The sequence below is a fragment of the Streptococcus sp. HMSC072C09 genome, from assembly GCF_001813105.1.
GTDB lineage: Bacteria > Bacillota > Bacilli > Lactobacillales > Streptococcaceae > Streptococcus.
The window spans coordinates 122,673-144,440 of sequence record NZ_KV811502.1; the positions used below are offsets into that span (position 1 = coordinate 122,673).

Consider the following 21,768-nt stretch of genomic DNA (forward strand, 5'->3'; position numbering starts at 1 on the left):
TCTTTTTAACTAGTCAGAGTTCTTTCCCACTCCCATTCTTCATTATCCTTTTCGAAGGTCTTCCAGCGTTTTTTCAAAGATCGCTGGCACTTCTGCTGTAAATTCCAAGGTCTCGCCTGTGCGAGGGTGAGTAAAACCAAGTGTCCGTGCATGCAGAAACTGTCCTTGTCCTTTAAGTGTCTTCTTAGGACCATAAGCAGGATCTCCAGCCACGGGATGGCCAATATAGGCCATGTGCACCCGAATTTGGTGGGTCCGACCAGTCTCCAGTTGCAACTCTACCAAGGTGTAATTCCCAAAGCGTTCCAAAACTTGAAAACGGGTCACTGCAGGTTTTCCTTTAGCCGTCACCGCTTGTTTTTTCCGGTCCTTTTCACTGCGACCAATTGGTGCTTCAATCATTCCCCGATCGTTCGGAAGGTTGCCATGAACAATGGCCCAATACTTCCGTAGTGATTTTTTGTCTTTTAGTTCCTCTGCTAAGGCGACGTGAGCTTGGTCATTTTTTGCGACCATCAGGAGGCCTGAGGTGTCTTTGTCGATCCGATGAACGATCCCTGGACGCAATTCCCCATTGATCCCTGAAAGGTCCTTGACATGGTATAACAACGCATTGACCAAGGTCCCACTGGTATGACCCGCACTTGGGTGAACAACCATGCCTTGAGGTTTATTGACCACCACAACATCTTGGTCCTCATAGACGATGTCTAAGGGCAGATCTTCTGCTTCATAGCTGACCTCTTCCACTTCTGGGACTTCATACTGGATGATGTCCCCTTCTTTGACCGTGTACTTGGCTTTTTTTACAGCCCCATTGACCAGAACTTTTCCTTCTTTGATCTGCTCATTGGCCACAGCCCGTGACAAGGGAGTCAAATCCGCCAAAGTCTTATCCAGTCGCGCACCGGCTACTTCGATTTTAATTTCCATGCGTTTCCTCTTTCAACATCAGGATCAGGAGCAAGAAAACTCCAACTGTCAAATAACTATCTGCTACATTAAAAATGGCAAAATTCATAAAGTCCAGGTGGAACATATCGACCACAAAGCCCTGACGCAGGCGATCTATAAAATTCCCCAACCCACCTGAGATAACCAAGGTCAAACCTGTCACCATCCAAAGCGACCCCTTGAGGTGCTTATAGAGATAGTAAAAGGCCCCTACCATCACGACTAGAGTGATGAGGGTAAAGAACCATTGCTGATTTTCAAGAAGCGAAAAAGCTGCACCTGTGTTTTGAAGATAGGTCAGGCTGACCACATGGGGAATAAAAGACTTGACGACACCCAGTGGAATGTTCTTCACCACATACCATTTGACCAGCTGATCCAGTAGGACCAAAAGGACAATCGCTACCGGGACCATTGTTTTTCTCTTCATTTCTTACCTCTTTTGATCAAAATATTCTACCATGACCTCGACAAACTTCTCAGCTACAGGAGAGAGATCCATCTCTTCGCGTTTGACATAGACCATTTTATTGTCCAGGTTATCTTCCAAAGGAATCACGGTGATGCCATTCACGGACTGGCTATCCAAAAATCCTGATCCCGTCGCATAAGCATCCGTCCGCTCCAAGATTCCATTCAAGGTTGCCCGGTCGGTCACATTGAACATTTGTGAGCTCGAGCTGGTATCGACAAAGTTCTCTGAATAATAGAGGTACTCATCTTTTTCTTGGGTAAAACGAACAGTTGGCAACTGAGCTAGATCTTCCATGACCAGTTTTTTCTTCTTAGCCAAAGGGTGTCCTTTGCGAAGGTAAATATGAGTCTGAAAAGGAATCAAATCTACCACTTCAAGCCCTAATTTATCGACCCGTTGCATAATTCCCTTGGTATTTTGACGGTTGAGATAAATAATCCCCAACTCACTATGCCCTTGAGCTACTTCGTCCAAAATTTGAACCGTCGTTGATTCAAAGATGCGGAAGTTTTTATTTTCCGGATAGCGGATTGAGAATTCTGTCATCAAAGGTGGCAAGAAGTCATAGTGCTGACTAGAAATGGAGAATTCTTTCTTCTCTTCTTCGGGACTGGCATATTGATTTTGAAAAATATCAAACCCTTTGACCACGTCCTGCGCTTTTTCATAAAATTCCATTCCCCGACGGGTCAAAAAAGTCCCAGAACTAGTCCGACGAAAAATCTTGAAGCCCAGTTCTTTTTCCAGATCTCTGACGGAGATGGACAAGCTAGGCTGACTCACATACATTTTTTCAGCAGCCTCACGAAAAGTACCACTATTGGCAATCGCCACTACATATCGTAATTGTTGTATATTCATTCTATTTTCCTTATTACAGTATCGATCTATTATACCATAAATTAGGGGCTGAAAGAAGAGAGGCGTTTAAGAGACCCTCTTCTAGTAAAAATAAAAAAGAGAGTGGGACAGAAATCGGTAATTCGTTAGAATTCGATTTCGTCGTCCCACCTCTGCACAGTTGAGTAGGGCTGTAAAAGCTGATGAAATCAGCGTAGTAGAGCCCACTCAACCACTGCGTCTTGCTCGACAACCTAAAAATAATTGAGAGGCTAGGACTTTTGTCCCAGTCTCTTATACTTATTCAATCACTTGGCTTTCGGCTACTTTCTTGTACCAATGAGCCGATTTCTTTGGATAGCGCTCCTGGGTTTCAAAGTCCACATAAAAGAGACCATAGCGTTTTTCATAACCATTAGACCAAGAGAAGACGTCCATGAGAGACCAGATGAAGTAACCTTTGACATTAGCACCATCTGCAATCGCATCAGACAAGACCTCTAAGTGTTGTTTCACATAATCAATCCGTCCATCGTCATAAACCGTATTATCCACAAACTCATCTTTGTAGCCCAGTCCGTTTTCAGTGATGTAGATTTTCTTATAGTTTGGATAATCTTTCTTGACACGCATGATTTGATCATACAAACCTTGAGGGTAGATGATCCAGTCCCAGTCAGTACGAGGTACATAGTCAGGAGCTACACGACGACCAACACCTTTAATTTGGTACTTAGAGCTTCCTTTTTCCCCTTTACCGTTGTGGATGATTTCAGTTTCACCATCAAAGGCTTCCATCCAGTCACTCATGTAGTAGTTAATTCCAAGGAAGTCGTTCAAATCTTTAGCTGCTTCAAGTGCTGCAAAGTCTTCGTCACGAAGATCCAAGCTACCACCATTAACTGAAAGAATGTGATTAACCCCTTCCATGGTTTCATCGGAATAATGACCAAGGTAGGTTGCATCTAAAATAAATTTGTTGTGGATGATATCTTCCAACTCAGCAGCACGAACGTCTGCAGGATTTTTAGGATCCAATGGATACTTAGTTGGAAGGGCGTGAACAACCCCGATTTCACCTTTATAGCCTTTGTCTTTGTACAATTTCACAGCGCGCGCATGTGAAACCATCATATTATGGTGTGATTGGAAGACTTTGGCAAGATCATACTGAATCCCTGGAGGGAATTTCCCTACTAAGTACTGACCATCACCGATTGGGCCGATTTCATTGAAGGTTGTCCAGTAGTTGACTTCTGGGAATTCTTCAAAACAGAAGGCGGCATAATCTACAAAGTGTTCGATGTTTTCACGGTTCAAGAAGTCTCCATTTGAGTGAAGAGCCTCAGGGGTATCAAAGTGATGGAGAGTTACGAATGGTTCTACATGACGTTTATGACATTCAGCAAATAAGTTATGGTAGAACTCCACCCCTTTAGGATTCACCTCACCATAACCAGTTGGGAAAATACGTGACCAAGCAATGGAAATCCGTATACCATTGACCCCATATTCTTCAGCTAATTGAAGATCTACTGGATATTTGTGGTAGAAATCACTAGCAGGTTCAGCGGTGTACCAATAGTTGTCAGCCAAGTATTTGTCCCAAGCAACTGGTCCTTTTCCGTCAGTATGGGTAGCTCCTTCTGCTTGATAGGCAGCCGTTGCCCCACCAAAAATAAAATCTTTAGGAAGTGTTTTTGTCATTTTTTCACCTTTTTCTTGATTGGATCAAAGGAAAAGTGAGTGGAGAGGAGTTAGTGAGCCATCCATCTCCATCTCACTTATTCGTTCTTATTCTTCAAACTGCGCTTGAACAAATGCAAGGGCACCTTGTCCATCGCGGGTCAATTTAATGTATTGAGCACCTTCTGTCTTAGCCAATTTGATACCTAGTTTATCTGTTTCTGCCTTCATGTCTTCATAGTTAGAAGCTACTTGAGGGGCTAGGATAACCAGGTCAAATTCTGGCAACATTTCACGGTGAGCACCATAGCCACCTGCTGCTGCTTTGACAGGAACATTATATTCTGCTGCCGCCTTGTTTAAGGCATTTGCAAGAAGACCACTTGTACCACCACCTGCACAAAGAACCAATACGTTTGTTTCTTTTGTGATATTGTTTTGAGCTGGTTCATTTTCAACACCAGCTTTTTCAAGAACAGCATCAGCTTTCGCTGTATTGAAGTTTGCAGCAACTTTTTCTTTCAAGCTATCGTTTGATTTACCTGAACGTTCTTCTTCAAGAATTTGTTCATCGTAAACTTTAACGAATGGGTAGTAAATGATCACGTCTACTACAACAAGAAGTGCAGCAAGGATGAAGGAAAGAACTTGGAAGTTCGTACCAAGAACAATACCAAGAGGTCCAGGAGTTACCCATGGAAGGTTAGCAGAGAATGAGTTCATTCCCAAGGTATCAACAAAGAATTTGAAGATCCAGACGTTTGCGATTGGCGCAAAGATAAATGGAATGAAGAAGGTTGGATTCAATACGATTGGAGCCCCGAAGAGAATTGGTTCGTTTACACCGAAGAATGTAGGAACAACAGATGCACGTCCAATCGCACGGTTTCGTTCAGACTTACACAACCACATGAAGAGGAATGGAACAATCAAGGTTGCACCAGTACCACCCATGGTAACGATAAACATTTGAGTCCCAGAAGTGATGACTTTATCTGCATGTTGGCCTGCTTGAAGCAAGTGTAAGTTGTTATCAATATTTGCATAAGTGATCGCCGCAATCGCTGGTTCTACGATAGAAGGACCGTGGATACCAACAAACCAGAAGAAGGCATAAGCACCAAAGATAAGGGTAATTCCAAGATAACCATCTGCCGCAGAGAACAATGGAGCTAGAAGTGTTCCGATTGATTCCGCAACGGTTACACCGATAGCACCTTTAACAATCAATTCAAATGCATACAAGAGAACAATTGAAACTGTGAATGGAATCAAGTCTTTGAAAACTTGTGAAATATTCGGTGGAACCTCGTCTGGCATGCGAATCGTCACATTATTTTTCACACAGACCTTATAAACATTAACTGTAACAAAGGCTGCAATGAAGGCTGTCAACAGACCTTTTGTACCCATGAAGGCTGTAAGAATGCCACCATCTTTACCAGGTTCTGCTGCCATGAGTAGGAAACCAACCATAGAAGCGAGCATGGTAGAAAGGTAGTTAATTTGATTGGTTGCTGGCAGATCCCGGTTCATAGAATCGGTCAATGCTTTAGCCGTTGTACCACCAACAAAGAAGGCTAAGATCCCCATTGAGTAGTTATATGGAGTCATCAAGAATGTTTCAATATCTTTAGACCAGTGGAATCCCCAAGCGTTTGGTACATACGCAATTAGGATGAAGATAGATGAGAATAAGATTACAGGCATCCCTGCAATGAAACCATCCCGAATCGCTCGCAAATATTTATTACGAGAAATCTTTTCAAAGAAAGGTTTCCCTTTTTCAATCAGTTCAATCAGTTTATTCATTATTTTGCTCCTCTTTTATATAGTTCTATCAGATGGTGAATCACGTCTTTTAATAAGATAGTTGTCATGAGATGGTCTTGACCATGCATCATAGTGATGCTATAAGGGATTTCTTCTCCTGCAGCTTCTTGCGCTAGCATGGTCGTTTGAGATTTGTGAGCCTCAGCGATACAGGCCCCTGCTTCTTCTACCAAGGATTCTGCTTTCGTAAAATCACCGTTTTCAGCAGCTTTTAATGCTTCTATCAATTTTGATCGAGCGTCACCGGCATAAGCGACAATTTCAAACCCAAGTAATTGGACTTCTTCTTTATTCATGTTGGTTCCTCCTTATGATAACCTTTTTAAAAATTTTATAATAGACGTTGAATATGCAAGGCCAAATAGACTTTTTCATTAGGAGATATCTTAGCTCCAGTCTGTTCAGCGATGGTTTGGTAGATCTGATGACTAATCTCATAAGCCTTTGGATAACTTAGCTGGATCAGTTGTTCCATCTCGCTCAATCCTTCAGGATCCTCTCTTCCCTTATCTAGGGAGTCAAGGAAATAATTAAGATGGATCATAAAGCGATCATAGAAATGACTGTTCTCTTCTTTTCGTTTCAATCCATTTTGAGCTAGTTTTTCTTCTACAGCTTTCAAAATCGCTTGGCGATCTTGGACATCAGGATCCTGCTCATGAATGACTTCCCCTTGTGCATTGATGAAGTGATAGGCGATACGATTCACTTCGTCATCAGGAAATTGATCCAAGAGCCGCTCTCGAAAGATTTCAATCGCTTCCTTTGCGATTTTATAGGGGATCGGATGCATAGCAGACGCATCAGGTAGATCACTGTGTTTGTATCTTCCCTGTTGAACCGCCTGGTAAGAACAAAAGATGTGATCTGTTAGTGTCACATAGATATATTCTTGAACAGGATAGGCATATTTCTTAGACAAGGTATCAATCACTTCATAAGTGGTTGTGATGAAATCAAGAGGAACATCCTTTAGAAGGGCCATAAAGTTTTCTCTTGATTCATCCGTGTTTAAACGAAATACTTTTTCGACCTTATCATCAGCTACCAGATCATTTTTCTTTTTCCCAAAAGCAATCCCACTCCCAACAACAATTAACTCTTGTTGAAGCTCATTTTGAACCAAAGCAACATTATTGTTCATTGGATGGATAATACGATACATGAGGCTCTCCTTTGTAAAATTTGTTAAAAGCAAATAAAAATGACCACGAAGCAACTGAAAAAACTAGCCTATGCTAATCATTCAATCTACTTGTGGTCACGCCTAATCTAACTTAGTAACGCTCACTGCTATTTAACTTATGAACTTATTCTATCATATGTTTTTTATTTTGTAAACCCTTACAGCGAAAATTTTTAAACATTTTTTATAAAAAATAAACAAAGCCTAAAAATAATGAAGAACATTGGAAGGAATTTCTTCCTTCCAATGTTCTAAATGTTGCTTTAGGAGGCAATAACGATTTGTTTCTTACACGCGTTCTGTCCAAGGTGTTGCCACTTTAGCCAAGACCGCATTCAATTCTTCAATATTTTGACGACCTTCTGTACGAAGCCATTCACGAGCAGCTGCTTCTCCATCTTTGATGTAAGCTTCTACTGAACCTGCCCATGTCGCACGTCCACAAAGAACACCGTTGAAGTTAGCACCTGATGCATGAGCAAATTCCAAAGTTTCTTGGAAAAGTTTTGCGGATACACCAGCACTGAGGTAGATGTATGGAAGATTTGTTGCTTCTTCTTGTTCTTTGAAGAAAGCAGCCGCTTCTTCACGACTATAGACAACTTCACCTTCTCCAAATCCTTCCACGTAGTTGACATTGACGGGAACTTCTACTTTCAATACATCGATATTGAAACGAGGATCTGAGAAGACTTTCATCGCTTCAATAACCTTACGAGGTTTCACTTTTGCATATTCAGCAGAGGTTGCATCTGCAATTCCTTCATCATAAGCCAAGATTTCAAGGAAGAATGGAATGTCTTCTGCCACACATTCTGAACCAATGCGTTCGATGTAAGCTTGTTTTTCTTGGTTAAGTTCTTCTGCACTATCTACATCATAGTAGAGCAAGAATTTCACAGCATCAGCACCTTGTTCTTTAATGCGTTTTGCTGACCAAAGGTTCAAGCAGTCAGGCAAGCGTTTGGTGCTGGATGTATCGTAACCTGTCTTTTCGTATGCAAGCAAGAGACCAGCATCTTTGTCCAAGGCTTTCGTAGCAGGCAACCCATATTCTGGGTCCAACAACATAGAGGAAGCATATTTTGTCAATTCATCTGCTACAAGAACTTTCAATTCTTCCATTTGTGCTACAGTTGGCTCAGTGTCTTGGTATTTGGCCATCAAGCGTTTCAAAGCCCCACGTTGGTCGAAGGCCAAAGCTGAAATAACACCGTCTTTTGTACTAAGACGTTCCAAATAGTTGCGTTTTTGTTCTGTTAATACCATTTTATACCTCTTTTACGATTAATTGTTGATACAAGGCATCATAGTGCCCCATGTTGACATGTCCTGTTTGTGCTTCTTGCGAATTTAACATTCCAAGAACATTTGCTTTCTTGAGCAAGTCTGCGTCACTCTCATGATGATAGAGACCAGATGCAATCCCTGCAACAGTCGAATCACCAGATCCGACTGGATTGACGACATCAATCTTAGGAATATCTACCTTATAGAAGACATCCCCGTGCTTCGCAAAAGCGCCATTTGCTCCAAGAGAGACTATCACCCATTCGATGCCATCAAAGAGAGCATCCTGAAGAACTTCTTTTAAGTCTTCCACATTCTTACTCACTTCTTTTCCTAACAATTGAGACAACTCTTCATTGTTAGGCTTAATGACTGTAGGCTTGACATCTGCTTGAATGGCAGCTTCTAAAGAAACTCCCGAGCAGTCGAGCACGACTGGTTTTCCAGCTTCCCTTGCAATCTTGACAAGGCTGGCATAATAATCCACTGGTAAACCAGCAGGAAGACTACCTGAGATAGCAACCACTTCCACTTGATCGATCAAGTGACGGTAATGTTGAAGGAAACCTTGCCCTTCTTTCTCAGAAATGGTTGGACCTTTTTCTAAGATTTCTGTTTGCTTGCCTTCGTGAAGGATGGCGATACAATTTCGTGTATCCCCAGCAATCTCAAAGAAACGTTCCTCTATCCCTTCTCCTAAATGATCGAGAATGAATTGGCCCGTTCGACCACCAAGTAGGCCGGTCGCTGCCACTGGATCCTTGATCTCAGAAAGTACACGGGTGACATTGAGACCTTTCCCACCAGCTGTCTTACTCACCTCAGCCACTCGATTGACTGTATCCAACTGGAGTACATCCAAAGGATAAGAGATATCAATCGAAGGGTTCATCGTGACCGTTAATATCATACGTCACCTCTTAGTCGTGGTATTCACCACGGTCCCATTTTTCAAGGAATTCTGTAAAGAAATCAGCATCCGCTTGATGGGCATTATGGGTTTCCACATGTTGGATCTTAGCGATCAATTTTTTATTTTCTTCAGTTGGTTTGTATTCAGCGTGGATGAATGCTTCAATGATATCGCACATGAGCAATTCACCAGTAATTTTACCCCCAAACCCGATGACATTCGCGTTCAATTCTTCTTTTGCATAAAGAGCAGTTGTCATATCGCGTACCAAGGCAGAACGGATACCAGGTACTTTGTTAACAGCATTGTTGATCCCAACACCAGTACCACAGATACAAACACCAAGATCTGCTTGGCCACTTGCTACGGCTTCACCGACTTTCTTACCAAAGATTGGATAGTGGGTACGTGTATGGTCATAAGTCCCAAAGTCGAGCACTTCGTATCCTTTTGATTTCAAAAAATCAGAAACAGCCATTTTTTCATTTGTCACAATGTGATCACAACCAATTGCAATTCTCATTTGAATTCTCCTCTCATTAGCACATCTTATTCAACATATCGACACGGATTTGGTGACGACCACCGTCGTATTTACCATTGACGAAGCCTTTGGCAATGTTCTTGGCCAATTCATCCCCAACAATTTCAGCACCCATGGTAATCATACGAGAATTGTTGTGTCCACGTGTCATATAAGCAGAACGTTCATCTGAAACTTCTGCTGCGACCATTCCTTTGATTTTAGTTGCAACCATAAATGGACCAGCACCGTAAGCATCAATCACGATTCCAAGATTTTGATCGTTTTTGTTCACTTCGCTCGCAACTGCAAGTGTCACATCTACAAAATCTTGACCTTCAGCAGTTACATCCACAACGTCGAAGTTTTCTTTTACAAGAAACTCTTTCACGAGATCTTTTAATCTTAATCCTGCAGCATCTGCACCAATTACAATAGACATGTCCTGTCCTCCTTTTGTTTGTTTCAGCAAATATCCCTGTTGTTAAATTTTCACAAAGAAACATTTTCTTACTTTTGATATTATATTACACCTATTTTGAACGAAAGTCAACATTAAATTGTTTATTTTCGAACATTTTTTTAAAATAAAAACACCATATCCACAAAAGATATGGTGTCAGTTTTCAAACTACATATGACGATTATTTTGCAATTGCAGCATATTCTTCGTTACGTTTGATCATTTGTTTTCTGTACCAAGCGAAGATTCCGATATAGAATGCCAAGAAGACAACTACACCAAGGATAGCTTTGATATCACCAGTTGTTGCGTTACCGATTGTCCAACCGAGCAATTTTTCAACTGGTCCTTCAAGAGTTGAGTGAGTGATCAATTGAGTAGAAGCTACCCCTTTAGGGAAGGCATCAACACTCTTAGCCAATTGAGTTGCAAATGGTGCAATCAATGTTCCTGAAAGAAGGAAGAGTGGCAAGAGAAGGCTTCCGAAGATGATCATACGGATCAATTTACCGCGTGTTACAACCAACAAGGCTGGAGTTACACCCATAGCGATGATACCTGCAAGTGGCAAGATACCATTTCCGACTTTAGAAAGAAGCACTGCTTCGATCAACATGATTGGCGCAAGTACGTTGGCACAAGCCCAGATTTCAGCACGACCAGCGATAAATGGCCAGTCCAAACCGATGTTGAATTTACGTCCTTGAAGACGTTTAGTAGCAACGTTTGTAATACCTTGTGACAATGGTTCTACTGCTGCGATGAACCAAGAACCGATCAATGAGAACAATTCCAAGCAGACACCGGCAGTCAAACCAAGGCTCAACCAACCTTTAATAACCAATTCCCATTTGTCAGCATCTTGTACACCAGCAACTGGATGTGGAGTACCCATGATACCGATGACGATACCAAGAAGGAAACCGATAAAGAATTTAGATCCCCAGAAACCGATCTTCTTGTTCAATTTAGCAGCGTCGAAGTCGTATTTATCAAGACCTGGGAAGAATTTGTCAAAGATTTTATCCAAGACCATGATGATTGGGTTCATCATGTAGTTCATGTGAGTAGATGTCATAGGTGATGAACTTGGTGCATTCAACAAATCATCAAATGTTGGTTTCATCAAGTCTGAGTTGATGATTTTCATAACCCCTACAAGGACAACGGCAAGAGTTGCAACGAAGAGGGATACCCCTGCACTAACACCATTCTTATCAGCATACCATTTGATCAAAAGACCAGTGATAGACAAGTGCCAGATATCGAAGATATCGACGTCAAGTGTATCAGTTTTCTTAATAGCCAGCATGACAACGTTGACGATCAACATAATTAATAAGAAGTAAAGTGTCCAGGCAGACCCCCAAGTAATGGTCGCAAGAGGCGCCCAACCAACGTCTGTGATATTCAATTGAATACCAGTATTCTCAACGAATTTTGCAAGAGATGCTGAGAAAGCTCCATTCAACATACCGATGATAGCACCGATACCAGTAAGGGCGATGGCAAGTTTAATACCACCTTCAAGGGCTTTAGAGAATTTCACTCCAAACAAGAGAGCCAATAAAGTCAAGACGATCAACATGATGATCGGAGCACCCATGTCTAGGATGGGTTTGAAAAACTTATTGGCAAAATCAATAATGCCATTCATAATAAATCCTCCCGATTTATAATTTGTTATATTGGGCGTTAATCGTTCCCAATTTTATCATTGGATAACGCTTACAAACTGTTTTAAAAAAATATTAACTTAATCCATGTTCTTTAATGGCAGCTTCGATGTTATCAAAGACTGGCGCACTCATCGCTGGAATACGGAATAAAATTGGACCAGCTTCTACCACTGGAATACCAGGATCGAATCCCAAATCAGTTGCAGCAATTGGAGTAAAGATATCATAACCTGAAATCAAATCTTCATTGACATCTTTGACCATGACAGCGTCACAACGCACATCATAACCACGGTTTGACAGTTCTTCTTCCAACGCACTCTTAATTTGGTGGCTAGAGTTAACACCTGCACCACAGGCAGCTAAAATTTTAATCATTTGGATGTCCTCCATTATAAATATTTACGAATGTTTTAGGAAATAGTTTCCGTTATGTATTGATAAAGCTTATCTTCACTATCTAATTTTGATAGAGCTTCGAGATTTCCATTGGATGTAAAGAAATCCATCAGCTGAGCCAAAATATTGGTTTGGCTAGAGCTTGAATTGTTGATAATGAAGAATAAAAGTGAAACTTGAACTTCCTTATCTGGAGCAATCATATTATGGAAGGTTACGGGTTGATCCAAACGAACCACGACCACATTCTCAGTGAGATTATGGACAATGTCTGTGTGCGGGATCGCCACATTTGGTAAGTCCTTACCAAGAAATTCCATGTCTAATCCAGTCGGGAAAGACTTTTCACGCTCAATCAAAGCGGAACGATAGGTTGGTGTCACAATCTGTCGCTCTTCCAATAAGCTTGCTACCTGCTCAAAGAGATCTGTTTGATCCTTGGCATGTAGGCAAAATACAAGATCTTTGTTAAAGAGTTGATTTAATCCCATTGTTGCCACCTCCTTATCTAACTATTTATTTTATGGTTAGAGTATATCACTATATTGATTGATTGTCAATCATTTTTTGTCGTATTTTGTTTATTTTTGTTTATATTCCTCTTTAAAACGCTTCCTAACCGTCATTTTCTAACATTATTAAAAAAGTAAAAAGAGGCTGTGACAAAAATCCTAGCCTCTCAATTATTTTTGGATTGTCGAGCAAGACGCAGTGGTTGAGTGGGCTCTACTACGCTGATTTCATCAGCTTTTACAGCCCTACTCAACTGTGCGGAGGTGGGACGACGAAATCGAATTCTAACGAATTACCGATTTCTGTCCCACTCTCTTGATCTTAAATGATTTTCGTATAAAAGCCATATTTGTCTTTGATCTTTTTAGGAATACTATCATCGGTAATAATGGCATTTAGATCTTCCACACGATAGAAACTGTAGAAGGAATAACTATCAAACTTGCTGTTATCGGCTACCACATATTTCTCTATTGCATTGTTCAGAATAATAGCATTGCCATTTCCTTCTTCTTCATTAGCTGTAGAGACACTATGGCCATCGATTCCATTCACCCCGATGAAGGCTTTAGAAACCTTGATTTCTTTCAAGAGTTTATTGGCAAATTGACCGACAAAAGTTTGTGTCTTTACCCGGTAGCGACCACCAACTAAGATCAAGTCATAATTCGGGAAATCCTTGAGCTTCTCAAAAATAGGCAGGGAGTTGGTGACGATGCTAATTTCTTTCCCTTCCAAATAATCTCCGATAAAGTCTGTTGTTGTACCAGAGCCAATAAAGACGGTATCCCCATTTTCGATCAAGTCTGCACATTTTTTGGCAATGGATCGTTTCTCATCAATATTGATGAGATTTTTCTCACTGTGAGAAGCTTCTAATAAGCTATCTTTGACTTTTTTGTGGGCCCCACCATGTACACGAACTAAAAGACCTTGTTTTTCAAGATCGATCAGATCGCGACGAATGGTCATGTCTGTCACGCCAAAGAGTTCCTTGAGCTCTTTGACCGATACCACACTTTTTCGATCCAGTTCCTGAAGAATTTCAACATGTCTGCTATCTTTCATGGTACTACTTCCATTCCTACTATATTTGTCTCTATTATACTACATTTTTCAAAAAACACAAATTCAAACATTATATTAACAAGAGTAAACATGATATTTTTAAATAAATAAAAGAAAAAAAGCCTTCCGTTAATCCGGAAAGCTTTGATTTATGCTATTTCTAGCTTCCTCACCTTAATATTTCAAGGCTCGGGATAAAAAGGTTCACTGAACCTTTTTATTTTGCGATTGGGTAAACAGAAACTTGTTTTTTATCGCGACCTTTACGTTCGAAGCGTACTACGCCTTCAACTTTTGCGAACAAAGTATCGTCTCCACCACGTCCAACGTTCACACCTGGGTAGATGTGAGTACCGCGTTGACGGTAAAGGATAGATCCACCTGTTACAGTTTGTCCATCAGCTGCTTTAGCTCCAAGACGTTTTGCTTGTGAATCACGTCCGTTTGATGTAGAACCTCCACCTTTTTTGTGGGCGAAAAGTTGCAAGTTAGCAAGATTCAATTTCAACATAATTGTTTTCCTCCATGTTAGTTTTCTGTGATAACTCTTGTTTGGACGAACTCTGATGAGTTCTCCGATAAGTTTGCCATCCCTAAGAAAAATGATTCAAAGAATAGTTGGGTCATTTCTCTTTGATGAGGTGGAATATCTGTCGGGATCGTCACCCGCAGGAAGCCACCTTCTTCTTCGTTTAATTCTAGATCCGGTTCGTAGCCTGCAAATTTCTCAACAGAGTTGACAAAGTTAATGGCTAGAGTCGAAACCGATGCACACACGACATCAAAGCCGTATTCACCGCTTCCAGCGTGCCCAGTAATTTCTGCACTCCTCAGCTCGCCATCTTCGGCTCGTTCAAAGACTGCTTGTATCATGTGTTCTCCTAAAATTAAGCGTTGATAGCGTTGATGACAACTTTAGTGTAAGGTTGACGGTGACCTTGTTTACGGTGGCTACCTTTTTTAGGTTTGTACTTGTAAGTAACAACTTTCTTTTGTTTTCCTTGTTTTTCAACAGTTCCAACAACAGTAGCTCCTGAAACAAGTGGAGTTCCGACAACAGTGTTTTCACCACCAACAAGAACAACTTCGTTAAATGTAACTTCTTGACCAGCTTCAACGTTCAATTTTTCAACGTAGATAGCTTGACCAACTTCAACTTTAACTTGTTTTCCGCCAGTTTTAATGATTGCGTATGTGCTCATTATGCACCTCCTATGTATTTTTGGGTTTCCCCGTATTTTTGTGAAGACTCGCCTAGCATCGTGGGACGAACCACTTACTCTCATGGAAATGAGCGACGATGTTCGAGCGGTTGCACAGGCATGTGCATAGTCAACTCTCTTAGTATATCACTTCTATCAGACAAAGACAAGTATTTTTGCGCTTTGAAAACGAATTTCTTTTATAAAATTGATTATTTTATATCTTTTATTTTAAGATCGCTTGTCAGTCCGACTTCTTCATCTACTTATCCTTAAATTTAAAGTCATTGAAGCTCATTTTTGCTTTTGAAGAATCGTTCATGCTCTTCATCTTTTCTTCTTGTTCCTTGGTGATTTTGATAGGAATGGCTGCAGCCGTATTGGGTTTTAACACACCCGATTCGTTGATTTCATAGTCAACTGTGACATCTTTGAAAAGTGGCTCTCCATCATATTCCAAATTCAGGACAAAGGATCCATCACGATCGATGGTTGTGGTGGTGCGATTCACGATAAAGAACAAGGCGAAGCGGTTTTCCTCATTTCCAAAGGTATAGCCTGGGAAAAAGACAAATAATTTTCCAGGTTCTCCAAGCGTTGGATGTTCCTTGATAAATTTCTCAGATGCTTCCAAGACTTCGTTGTCCTGGTCTTTGTACTGGTCGGCTCTGACAAATGTGAGGGGTTCTTTTTTACTGCTGGTTGACTGGCTGGTCTTTTCTTCTTTTTTTGGGCCAGTAAATGATACTTTGACACAGCCTGTCAACAGTAACAAACTTGTCATTAAAACGATAATTTTTTTCATCTTGTCTCCTTTAAGTTGGTTAGAAAAAGAGGCTGGATACTCCCAGTCTCTCCTATAGCAAATCCTCGATCAGGTCATCGACCTCATCTTTTTCTGCTTTTGGTGTGATCTCTGTTACGATAATGCCTGCTACCGCACGCTCAACCAAAGCTTCCACATCCATCCGTTGCTCATACTGCTCCGCATTTTTGAGTTTCGGATTCGTCTTTGGACGGTCTGGCGCAAAGATGGTACAACAGTCTTCGAATGGCTGGATAGAAATTTCAAAGGTATCAATGGCTTGGGCAATATCGATGATTTCCAATTTGTCCATGGTCACTACCGGACGAATAACCGGCGTATTAGTCACTGCATTGATGGCCTGCATACTCTCTAAGGTTTGGCTAGCCACTTGTCCCAAGCTTTCACCATTGATAATGACCAAACCACCGCGAACCTCGCGAATGCGGTCTGTAATGCGCATCATAAAGCGACGAGTCAGGGTCATGAGGTAAGCTTCTGGCGCTTTTGCCTTGATTTCCTCTTGGATCTCTGTGAAGGGCACCTCGATAAATTGGATATTGCCCCCAAACTTGGTCAACTTCCGTGTTAAATCATGGGCTTTTTTAAGAGCTCCAGGGCTGGTATAAGGTGGGCTAGCAAAGTGAACGGCCTCGATATCCACTCCACGCTTCAAAGCTAGGTAACCAGCTACTGGAGAGTCGATCCCACCAGAAAGCATGAGCATGCCCTTGCCAGACGTACCAACAGGAAGGCCACCTGCTCCTTTAATGGTTTCATAAGATATGTAGGCTGCTTCTTCTCGAATTTCAACTTGCAAGTTGATATCTGGTTTTTTCATCTGAGCTTGGATAGTTGGGATCGCTTCAAAGACAGCACCTCCCAAGGTTTGATTGAGCTCACGACTATCGAGTTCAAAGGTATGGTCACTGCGTTTACTTGAGATTTTAAAGGTCAAGCCTTCCTTGTAAATCTCCTTCATAATCTCTTGCACTGCCGCTTTTAAGGCTGGTACTGATTTTTCAATCTTGTAAACAGGTGAAAAATTTTGGATTCCAAAAACCTGCTTGAGGGATTCTGCTACTGGCTCATAATCCGTCCCATGCAGATAAGCATGCGCCCGATCGCGGTCGGCTGTCACTTTGACAGCTGGATAGATAGATAAAACATCTTGGATATTATTGCGAAGTTTATTGATGAAACGCATACGGTTCTTTCCTTTAGTAGAAAGCTCTCCATAGCGAATCATAATTTCTGAATAGGTTAAGGTCATGTTGATTTCCTTCTAAAATTAACGTACTTTTCGTGTTTGCTCATAAATCAGTTTGAACTTGGTCAAGAATTGCTCGACTTGGCTCATGTCATTTTCAAGATCGAGACTTAAGCGAACAGCTGTCTGGGCAATACTCTTGTCCACTCCCATAGCAATCAAGGTTCCAGCTGGCTTACCAGCTTTGGACGAGCAGGCACTGGTTGTCGAGATGTAAATATCAAACTCTTCAAAGGCATGGACCACTACTTCTCCACGAACTCCTTTGATCCCGAAAGTCAAGATGTGAGGCGCAAAGTGATCCTCACCAGAAAAGATAGTGACATCTGGATAGTTGGCCAATTCTTTGCGGATGACTTCTTTCATCTGCTGGGTCTTGCTGGCAAAAGCTTCTTGGTTTTCCATGGCTAAGCGTAGGGCTTTTGCTGTTGCTGCGATACCTGCCACATTCTCAGTTGTCGAGCGCATTTCTTTTTCTTGACCCCCACCTGTTAAGAGAGGGGTGATCTTTTTGCCTTCTTTGATGTAGACAAATCCAACTCCGCGAAGTCCATGGAATTTGTGACTAGAGAAGGTCGCAAAGTCCACGCGCTCTGGTAGATAAACTTCTGTAGCTACCTTTGCTAAAGCTTGAACCGCATCGACATGGAAACTAACCGTTGGACGATCTTCCAGAAGAGCCGCGATGTCATGGATGGGCTGGATGGAGCCAATCTCATTGTTGACGGCCATGACAGAAACCAAAGTCGTATCTGGACGGACAAGGTTAGCCAAGGCATCCACCTTGACAAAGCCACGCGCATCCACAGGAGCGTAATCCACTTCGAATCCCTGTGTCTTTAACCAAGCAGCCGATTCCTTGATGGCAGGATGCTCGATGTCAGAGACAATGATATGCTTGCCATAAGGAGCTTTCTCAAAGGCGACACCTTTGAGGATCCAATTGTCCCCTTCTGTCCCACCAGACGTGAAGTAAATTTCCTCAGTTTTCTTGCCAATTAGCTCCGCAATTTGTTTCCGAGAAGCTTCCAAAATACGAGTAGCTTGACTACCTAGATTGTGCAAACTAGAAGGGTTGCCCCAGATCCGAGTCGCTACTTCTGTATAAGTCGCAAGGGCTTCTGGATAGGGTTTAGTCGTTGCTGAATTGTCAAAATAGATCATGTCCTACGCATCCATCACTTTCTTTTTACGTAACTTCTATTTTATCATTTCTAACCGCTTGGGACAAGGATTTGATAAAGAGAGACGCAGCAAAATCACTCTATAAAAATCAGTTCTTTTTAGACATTTTTCAGAAAATGACTTATAATAGGAAAGTGTTAAAAAACAATTTTTGATAGAAAGAGAATGAACATGTCACAATATTCAAGAAGTAACAAAAACCAAAAACCTGAGGAAAAAGTTGATACAAGACCATCTCGCGGTGAGAAAGTCAAACAAGGTTTGTCCGTATTTCAAACGGTTGTAGCTACGATTGCCAGTCTCCTAGGGATTATCGTCACTTCCTTTACCATCATGAGCCTGCTCAATAAAGATAATCAAAAAACAGAAGACAAACCATCTAGTAGCACCAGCGTTGTCGTGGTTCACGATAAGGGATCTGACTCAAGCGCTACCAATACAGATGCTAACACCAATACGCAAACCGATTCAAGCAATACAGATGCTAGTTCACAAAAAGAAACCGATAGCTCATCTGCTACAGAAACCAGTTCGTCTGCCGCACAAGACCAAGGCTCCACAGCAACAGACAGTGGCGCAGATACAGCATCATCTGGAACCAACTAAAAAATCAGTAAGGACAACCTTACTGATTTTTTTTGGCTTTCGATTCCAGCTTTTTCTGATTTTTATAGAAAGCATCTATCTTGTTGTCATACTCCCATTTGAGCTTTGAACGCTCTTCCTGGATTTGATCCAATCATTCATATGAAAAGTTCTTGGGCCTATCACGATAAGTTGATTCAGCTAATGAAGCATATAGATTATCAAAACTTTTTAAATGCCAATTACTCAAATAATCTTCCCCCTATGTTAATGTCGGATCCTAGATACATCTCATCTAAATTTAATGTATTGTCCTCATTAATTGGGATATCTACTCCCCAACTCGATTCTTCAATATGATTTATACCTCCATAAACATTCATATAATATTCAGGAGTTGTCAGTCCACCATCACTCCATTGTGTATGATCCCAATCAATCTGAACGGATTCAACTTTTGAATTTTGTGCTTTGACTAAATCAATAACCTTCTGTTCGTGTTCTTTTAGGTAGTCAAGTTGTTCTTTTTTTATTTCTTCATCTGGTTTTTGTACGACTTTCTTCGAAGACGAGGCCGTTATCTTCTGTTCGGGTCTTTTGGTCAGGGTCATGATTTTTCCTCCAAGAAAAACCAGTCCTAGGATCGGTAACAAAATAATCAAAAATAGTTCCAGTTGTCTCTTCATAAATCCTCCTTACAGGCTTTGAATCTTCCAGTTCTTACTCAATATAATCACCCTTAATACTAATATTATAGCCCATACTGAAAGTCATCTTTTGATCAGAATCAAATACAACATCCACCCTCCATCCTGAATCTTCTAGCTGATTGACGGTACCAAAAATTTCTATGACCTCATCTCCACCTTGTGGTGTCCCATTTCCACCCTCAATCCATTGCGTTTCGTCCCAATAAATTTGAACAGATTCAATCTTTGAACTCTTCGATTTCACAAAATCGACGATTTCTTGCTCGTGCTCTTTGAGATAAGCGAGCCGTTTTTGTTTGATCACTTATATATCTTCTTTGGTGGAGGAAGTGGTGACAGTTTGTGCTTGTTTCTTATGAGCTTTTTGCTTTACAGTACAACCTCCAATACTTGTGAAAATAAGCATTAAAGCTAATAACTTAAGTGTACATTTCATTTTACTTTTCATTTTCCTCCTAACACTAATACTTCTATTTACTTAGGAAAAAATTTTCCAGCCACCATTTTCTTCGATATAGATATCATTAAGCATGCCCATTTTTTTGATAGTTGGTATGCTATTTTGATCTTCTAGGTAAAAATCAACGGAGAATTTTGTATTTTCTAATTGATTAATCTTACCAGAAATAGATAAATTGTATCCACCACCCTGAGGCGTTCCATTCCCAGACTCTTCAATTTGCATACTGTTCCAATCAATCTGAACGGATTTGATTTTCGGACTTTGACCTTTCACAAAATCAACAATTTCTTTTTCATGTTCTTTCAAATAGGCAATTTGTTTTTGCTTCGTCGCTTCTTTATCTTCCTTGGTTGTCGAAGGGGTTGCAATGGGTGCTGGTTTCGTTTGCTCTTTTGATTTTATTGTACATCCTCCTATACTTGCAAGGAGAGCTAATGTAGTGATTAATTTAAACGCCGTTTGTTTTATCATGTGCTATCTTTTTCTAAAACAGTTCTTTTTCAAAATGCATTGTACTTACTTAGGAAATAGGCTTTCCGTCAATCGTAGGTTCATGAAGCATAAACATTTCTCGCATGTTAATTGATTGATCATCATTAATTGGAATATCCACTCCCCATCCTGAGTTCTCGATATGATTAATGCGCCCAAAAACATTCATATAATATTCGGGAGTTGTAAGTCCACCATCACTCTTCTGAGTTTCATCCCAATCAATCTGAACTGACTCAATTTTAGGATTTTGAGACTTCACAAAATCGACGATTTCTTGCTCGTGCTCTTTGAGATAAGCGAGCTGCTTTTGTTTTATGGCTTCTTTGTCTTCTTTGGTTGATGAAGAGGTGACAGTTTGCGCTTGTTTTGTTTGTTCCTCTTGTTTTACGCAACCTCCCATACTCATAAAAATAGCTATCGTAGTGATTAATTTAAATATCGTTCGTTTTTCCATTGGGTAACTTTCTCTACAACAGTTCATTTTCAAACCGTTTTTCAGTTCCATTAGTCAATAGGCTCACCATCAATACTGATGTAATCGCCCATCGTCATATTTTTAAGATTTACAGTCCCATCTTCATTCATGGGAATATCCACTCCCCATCCTGAGTTCTCAATATGATTAATCCGACCAAAAACATTTATATAATATTCGGGAGTTGTAAGCCCACCATCACTCCATTGTGTCTGATCCCAATCGATCTGTACGGATTCAACTTTCGGATTTTGAGCTTTCACAAAATCGCCGATTTCTTTTTCATTTTTTTCAAATAGGCTACTTGTTCTTTTTTTATCTCTTCTTCTGATTTTTGAATGACTTTCTTTGAAGAAGTGGTTGTTATCTTCTGCTCCGGTCTTTTGGTCAGTGTCATGATTTTTCCTCCTAGAAAAACAATTCCTAGGATCGGTAACAGAATAATCAAAAATAGTTCCAGTCGTCTCTTCATCTCTTCTTCTCCAAACTATGATAGTCTACCAAAAATAACCACACTTCGAATCAATCTATCAATTTAATCACTCGAAAATTTCTTGACCTATGCTTAAGTTTTGCCCAAGTGACATCGTCTTTAAATTAATCTTTCCATCTTCCACAACCAAATCAACTCGCCAACCAGATTCAGTATTTTGATTAAATCCGCCAAAAATGAGAATCATCTCGTCACCACCTTGTGGCGTCCCATTTCCTGCTACTCCCCACTGAGTTTCATCCCAATCAATCTGAACTGACTCA

The 21,768-nt window shown here is 40.8% G+C and carries 27 protein-coding genes, 2 pseudogenes and 1 other annotated feature; of the genes and pseudogenes, 1 reads left to right on the top strand and 28 read right to left on the bottom strand.

Features of this window, described 5'->3' with window-relative positions:
* Positions 1-42 precede the first annotated feature (42 nt).
* The 21 genes from HMPREF2893_RS08045 to HMPREF2893_RS08145 all read right to left on the bottom strand — a co-directional run bounded on the left by HMPREF2893_RS08045 (position 43) and on the right by HMPREF2893_RS08145 (position 18,263).
* Positions 43-933, bottom strand: coding sequence for an RluA family pseudouridine synthase (locus HMPREF2893_RS08045; RefSeq protein WP_070675657.1), 891 nt, complete (start codon positions 931-933; stop codon positions 43-45).
* A complete protein-coding gene (gene lspA, locus HMPREF2893_RS08050) occupies positions 923-1,384 on the bottom strand; it encodes a signal peptidase II (protein ID WP_070466119.1) in 462 nt (153 codons plus the stop codon). The genes HMPREF2893_RS08045 and lspA overlap by 11 nt, the downstream gene beginning before the upstream one ends.
* A gap of 3 nt (positions 1,385-1,387) precedes the next feature.
* Positions 1,388-2,290 (bottom strand): LysR family transcriptional regulator, encoded by a 903-nt coding sequence (locus HMPREF2893_RS08055; protein WP_003001728.1) that lies wholly within the window; start codon positions 2,288-2,290, stop codon positions 1,388-1,390.
* Between the two features lie 279 nt (positions 2,291-2,569).
* Positions 2,570-3,976 (bottom strand): 6-phospho-beta-galactosidase, encoded by a 1,407-nt coding sequence (lacG, locus tag HMPREF2893_RS08060; RefSeq protein ID WP_070675660.1) that lies wholly within the window; start codon positions 3,974-3,976, stop codon positions 2,570-2,572.
* An 87-nt stretch (positions 3,977-4,063) separates the two neighbouring features.
* A complete protein-coding gene (locus HMPREF2893_RS08065) occupies positions 4,064-5,767 on the bottom strand; it encodes a lactose-specific PTS transporter subunit EIIC (RefSeq protein WP_070675663.1) in 1,704 nt (567 codons plus the stop codon).
* Positions 5,767-6,084, bottom strand: coding sequence for a PTS lactose/cellobiose transporter subunit IIA (locus HMPREF2893_RS08070; protein ID WP_045759554.1), 318 nt, complete (start codon positions 6,082-6,084; stop codon positions 5,767-5,769). Before HMPREF2893_RS08070 ends, HMPREF2893_RS08065 begins: the two co-directional genes overlap by 1 nt.
* Positions 6,085-6,119: 35 nt before the next feature.
* The gene (locus tag HMPREF2893_RS08075; RefSeq protein ID WP_045759555.1) at positions 6,120-6,953 is read right to left on the bottom strand and encodes a PRD domain-containing protein; all 834 of its coding nucleotides are present in this window, start codon (positions 6,951-6,953) and stop codon (positions 6,120-6,122) included.
* Between the two features lie 309 nt (positions 6,954-7,262).
* Entirely contained in the window at positions 7,263-8,243 is a 981-nt protein-coding gene (gene lacD / locus HMPREF2893_RS08080; RefSeq protein WP_049484016.1) for a tagatose-bisphosphate aldolase, read from the bottom strand.
* A gap of 1 nt (position 8,244) precedes the next feature.
* Complete coding sequence (locus HMPREF2893_RS08085) at positions 8,245-9,174, bottom strand: tagatose-6-phosphate kinase (RefSeq protein WP_070675666.1); 930 nt, start codon at positions 9,172-9,174, stop codon at positions 8,245-8,247.
* 10 nt (positions 9,175-9,184) lie between these two features.
* On the bottom strand, positions 9,185-9,700 hold the full coding sequence (lacB, locus tag HMPREF2893_RS08090) for a galactose-6-phosphate isomerase subunit LacB (protein ID WP_003002763.1): 516 nt from the start codon (positions 9,698-9,700) through the stop codon (positions 9,185-9,187).
* A 16-nt stretch (positions 9,701-9,716) separates the two neighbouring features.
* Positions 9,717-10,142, bottom strand: a complete 426-nt coding sequence (lacA, locus tag HMPREF2893_RS08095) for a galactose-6-phosphate isomerase subunit LacA (protein ID WP_003007724.1) — start codon at positions 10,140-10,142, stop codon at positions 9,717-9,719.
* 202 nt (positions 10,143-10,344) lie between these two features.
* A complete protein-coding gene (locus HMPREF2893_RS08100; protein WP_070675668.1) occupies positions 10,345-11,820 on the bottom strand; it encodes a PTS transporter subunit IIC in 1,476 nt (491 codons plus the stop codon).
* A gap of 94 nt (positions 11,821-11,914) precedes the next feature.
* Positions 11,915-12,220, bottom strand: coding sequence for a PTS sugar transporter subunit IIB (locus HMPREF2893_RS08105; RefSeq protein WP_049472544.1), 306 nt, complete (start codon positions 12,218-12,220; stop codon positions 11,915-11,917).
* A gap of 35 nt (positions 12,221-12,255) precedes the next feature.
* A complete protein-coding gene (locus HMPREF2893_RS08110) occupies positions 12,256-12,732 on the bottom strand; it encodes a PTS sugar transporter subunit IIA (protein WP_003007730.1) in 477 nt (158 codons plus the stop codon).
* Positions 12,733-13,075: 343 nt separating this feature from the next.
* Positions 13,076-13,822, bottom strand: a complete 747-nt coding sequence (locus HMPREF2893_RS08115; protein ID WP_061455169.1) for a DeoR/GlpR family DNA-binding transcription regulator — start codon at positions 13,820-13,822, stop codon at positions 13,076-13,078.
* A 217-nt stretch (positions 13,823-14,039) separates the two neighbouring features.
* Positions 14,040-14,333 carry a 50S ribosomal protein L27 gene (rpmA, locus tag HMPREF2893_RS08120; protein ID WP_003002805.1) on the bottom strand — a complete coding sequence of 98 codons (294 nt, stop codon included), beginning with the start codon at positions 14,331-14,333 and terminating at the stop codon, positions 14,040-14,042.
* Positions 14,334-14,350: 17 nt separating this feature from the next.
* Positions 14,351-14,695, bottom strand: coding sequence for a ribosomal-processing cysteine protease Prp (locus HMPREF2893_RS08125; protein ID WP_003002581.1), 345 nt, complete (start codon positions 14,693-14,695; stop codon positions 14,351-14,353).
* Between the two features lie 14 nt (positions 14,696-14,709).
* On the bottom strand, positions 14,710-15,024 hold the full coding sequence (gene rplU / locus HMPREF2893_RS08130; protein WP_003002830.1) for a 50S ribosomal protein L21: 315 nt from the start codon (positions 15,022-15,024) through the stop codon (positions 14,710-14,712).
* A gap of 34 nt (positions 15,025-15,058) precedes the next feature.
* Positions 15,059-15,146, bottom strand: a sequence feature (ribosomal protein L21 leader region).
* Positions 15,147-15,286: 140 nt separating this feature from the next.
* The gene (locus tag HMPREF2893_RS08135; protein WP_070675670.1) at positions 15,287-15,829 is read right to left on the bottom strand and encodes a membrane lipoprotein lipid attachment site-containing protein; all 543 of its coding nucleotides are present in this window, start codon (positions 15,827-15,829) and stop codon (positions 15,287-15,289) included.
* 52 nt (positions 15,830-15,881) lie between these two features.
* Positions 15,882-17,102 (bottom strand): tRNA uracil 4-sulfurtransferase ThiI, encoded by a 1,221-nt coding sequence (gene thiI / locus HMPREF2893_RS08140; RefSeq protein ID WP_049492008.1) that lies wholly within the window; start codon positions 17,100-17,102, stop codon positions 15,882-15,884.
* Between the two features lie 18 nt (positions 17,103-17,120).
* Positions 17,121-18,263 (bottom strand): cysteine desulfurase family protein, encoded by a 1,143-nt coding sequence (locus HMPREF2893_RS08145; protein WP_049492010.1) that lies wholly within the window; start codon positions 18,261-18,263, stop codon positions 17,121-17,123.
* Positions 18,264-18,455: 192 nt separating this feature from the next.
* Here HMPREF2893_RS08145 and HMPREF2893_RS08150 point away from each other — a divergent pair, with 192 nt between their 5' ends.
* Positions 18,456-18,890 (top strand): DUF6556 family protein, encoded by a 435-nt coding sequence (locus tag HMPREF2893_RS08150; RefSeq protein ID WP_070675672.1) that lies wholly within the window; start codon positions 18,456-18,458, stop codon positions 18,888-18,890.
* A gap of 221 nt (positions 18,891-19,111) precedes the next feature.
* Here HMPREF2893_RS08150 and HMPREF2893_RS08155 read toward each other — a convergent pair whose 3' ends face one another.
* From HMPREF2893_RS08155 to HMPREF2893_RS08180, 7 genes and pseudogenes are all read right to left on the bottom strand, one after another.
* Positions 19,112-19,555 carry a hypothetical protein gene (locus HMPREF2893_RS08155; protein WP_070675674.1) on the bottom strand — a complete coding sequence of 148 codons (444 nt, stop codon included), beginning with the start codon at positions 19,553-19,555 and terminating at the stop codon, positions 19,112-19,114.
* A gap of 34 nt (positions 19,556-19,589) precedes the next feature.
* On the bottom strand, positions 19,590-19,883 hold the full coding sequence (locus tag HMPREF2893_RS08160) for a lipoprotein BUG3 (protein WP_315940881.1): 294 nt from the start codon (positions 19,881-19,883) through the stop codon (positions 19,590-19,592).
* Complete coding sequence (locus HMPREF2893_RS11270) at positions 19,884-20,027, bottom strand: hypothetical protein (RefSeq protein ID WP_315940882.1); 144 nt, start codon at positions 20,025-20,027, stop codon at positions 19,884-19,886. It lies immediately after the preceding gene.
* Between the two features lie 30 nt (positions 20,028-20,057).
* Positions 20,058-20,513 (bottom strand): hypothetical protein, encoded by a 456-nt coding sequence (locus HMPREF2893_RS08165; RefSeq protein WP_049515335.1) that lies wholly within the window; start codon positions 20,511-20,513, stop codon positions 20,058-20,060.
* A gap of 49 nt (positions 20,514-20,562) precedes the next feature.
* A complete protein-coding gene (locus HMPREF2893_RS08170) occupies positions 20,563-20,991 on the bottom strand; it encodes a hypothetical protein (protein ID WP_049472552.1) in 429 nt (142 codons plus the stop codon).
* 50 nt (positions 20,992-21,041) lie between these two features.
* Positions 21,042-21,484 (bottom strand): annotated as a pseudogene (locus tag HMPREF2893_RS08175) (hypothetical protein).
* A gap of 67 nt (positions 21,485-21,551) precedes the next feature.
* Positions 21,552-21,768 (bottom strand): annotated as a pseudogene (locus HMPREF2893_RS08180) (lipoprotein BUG3); the annotation flags it as partial.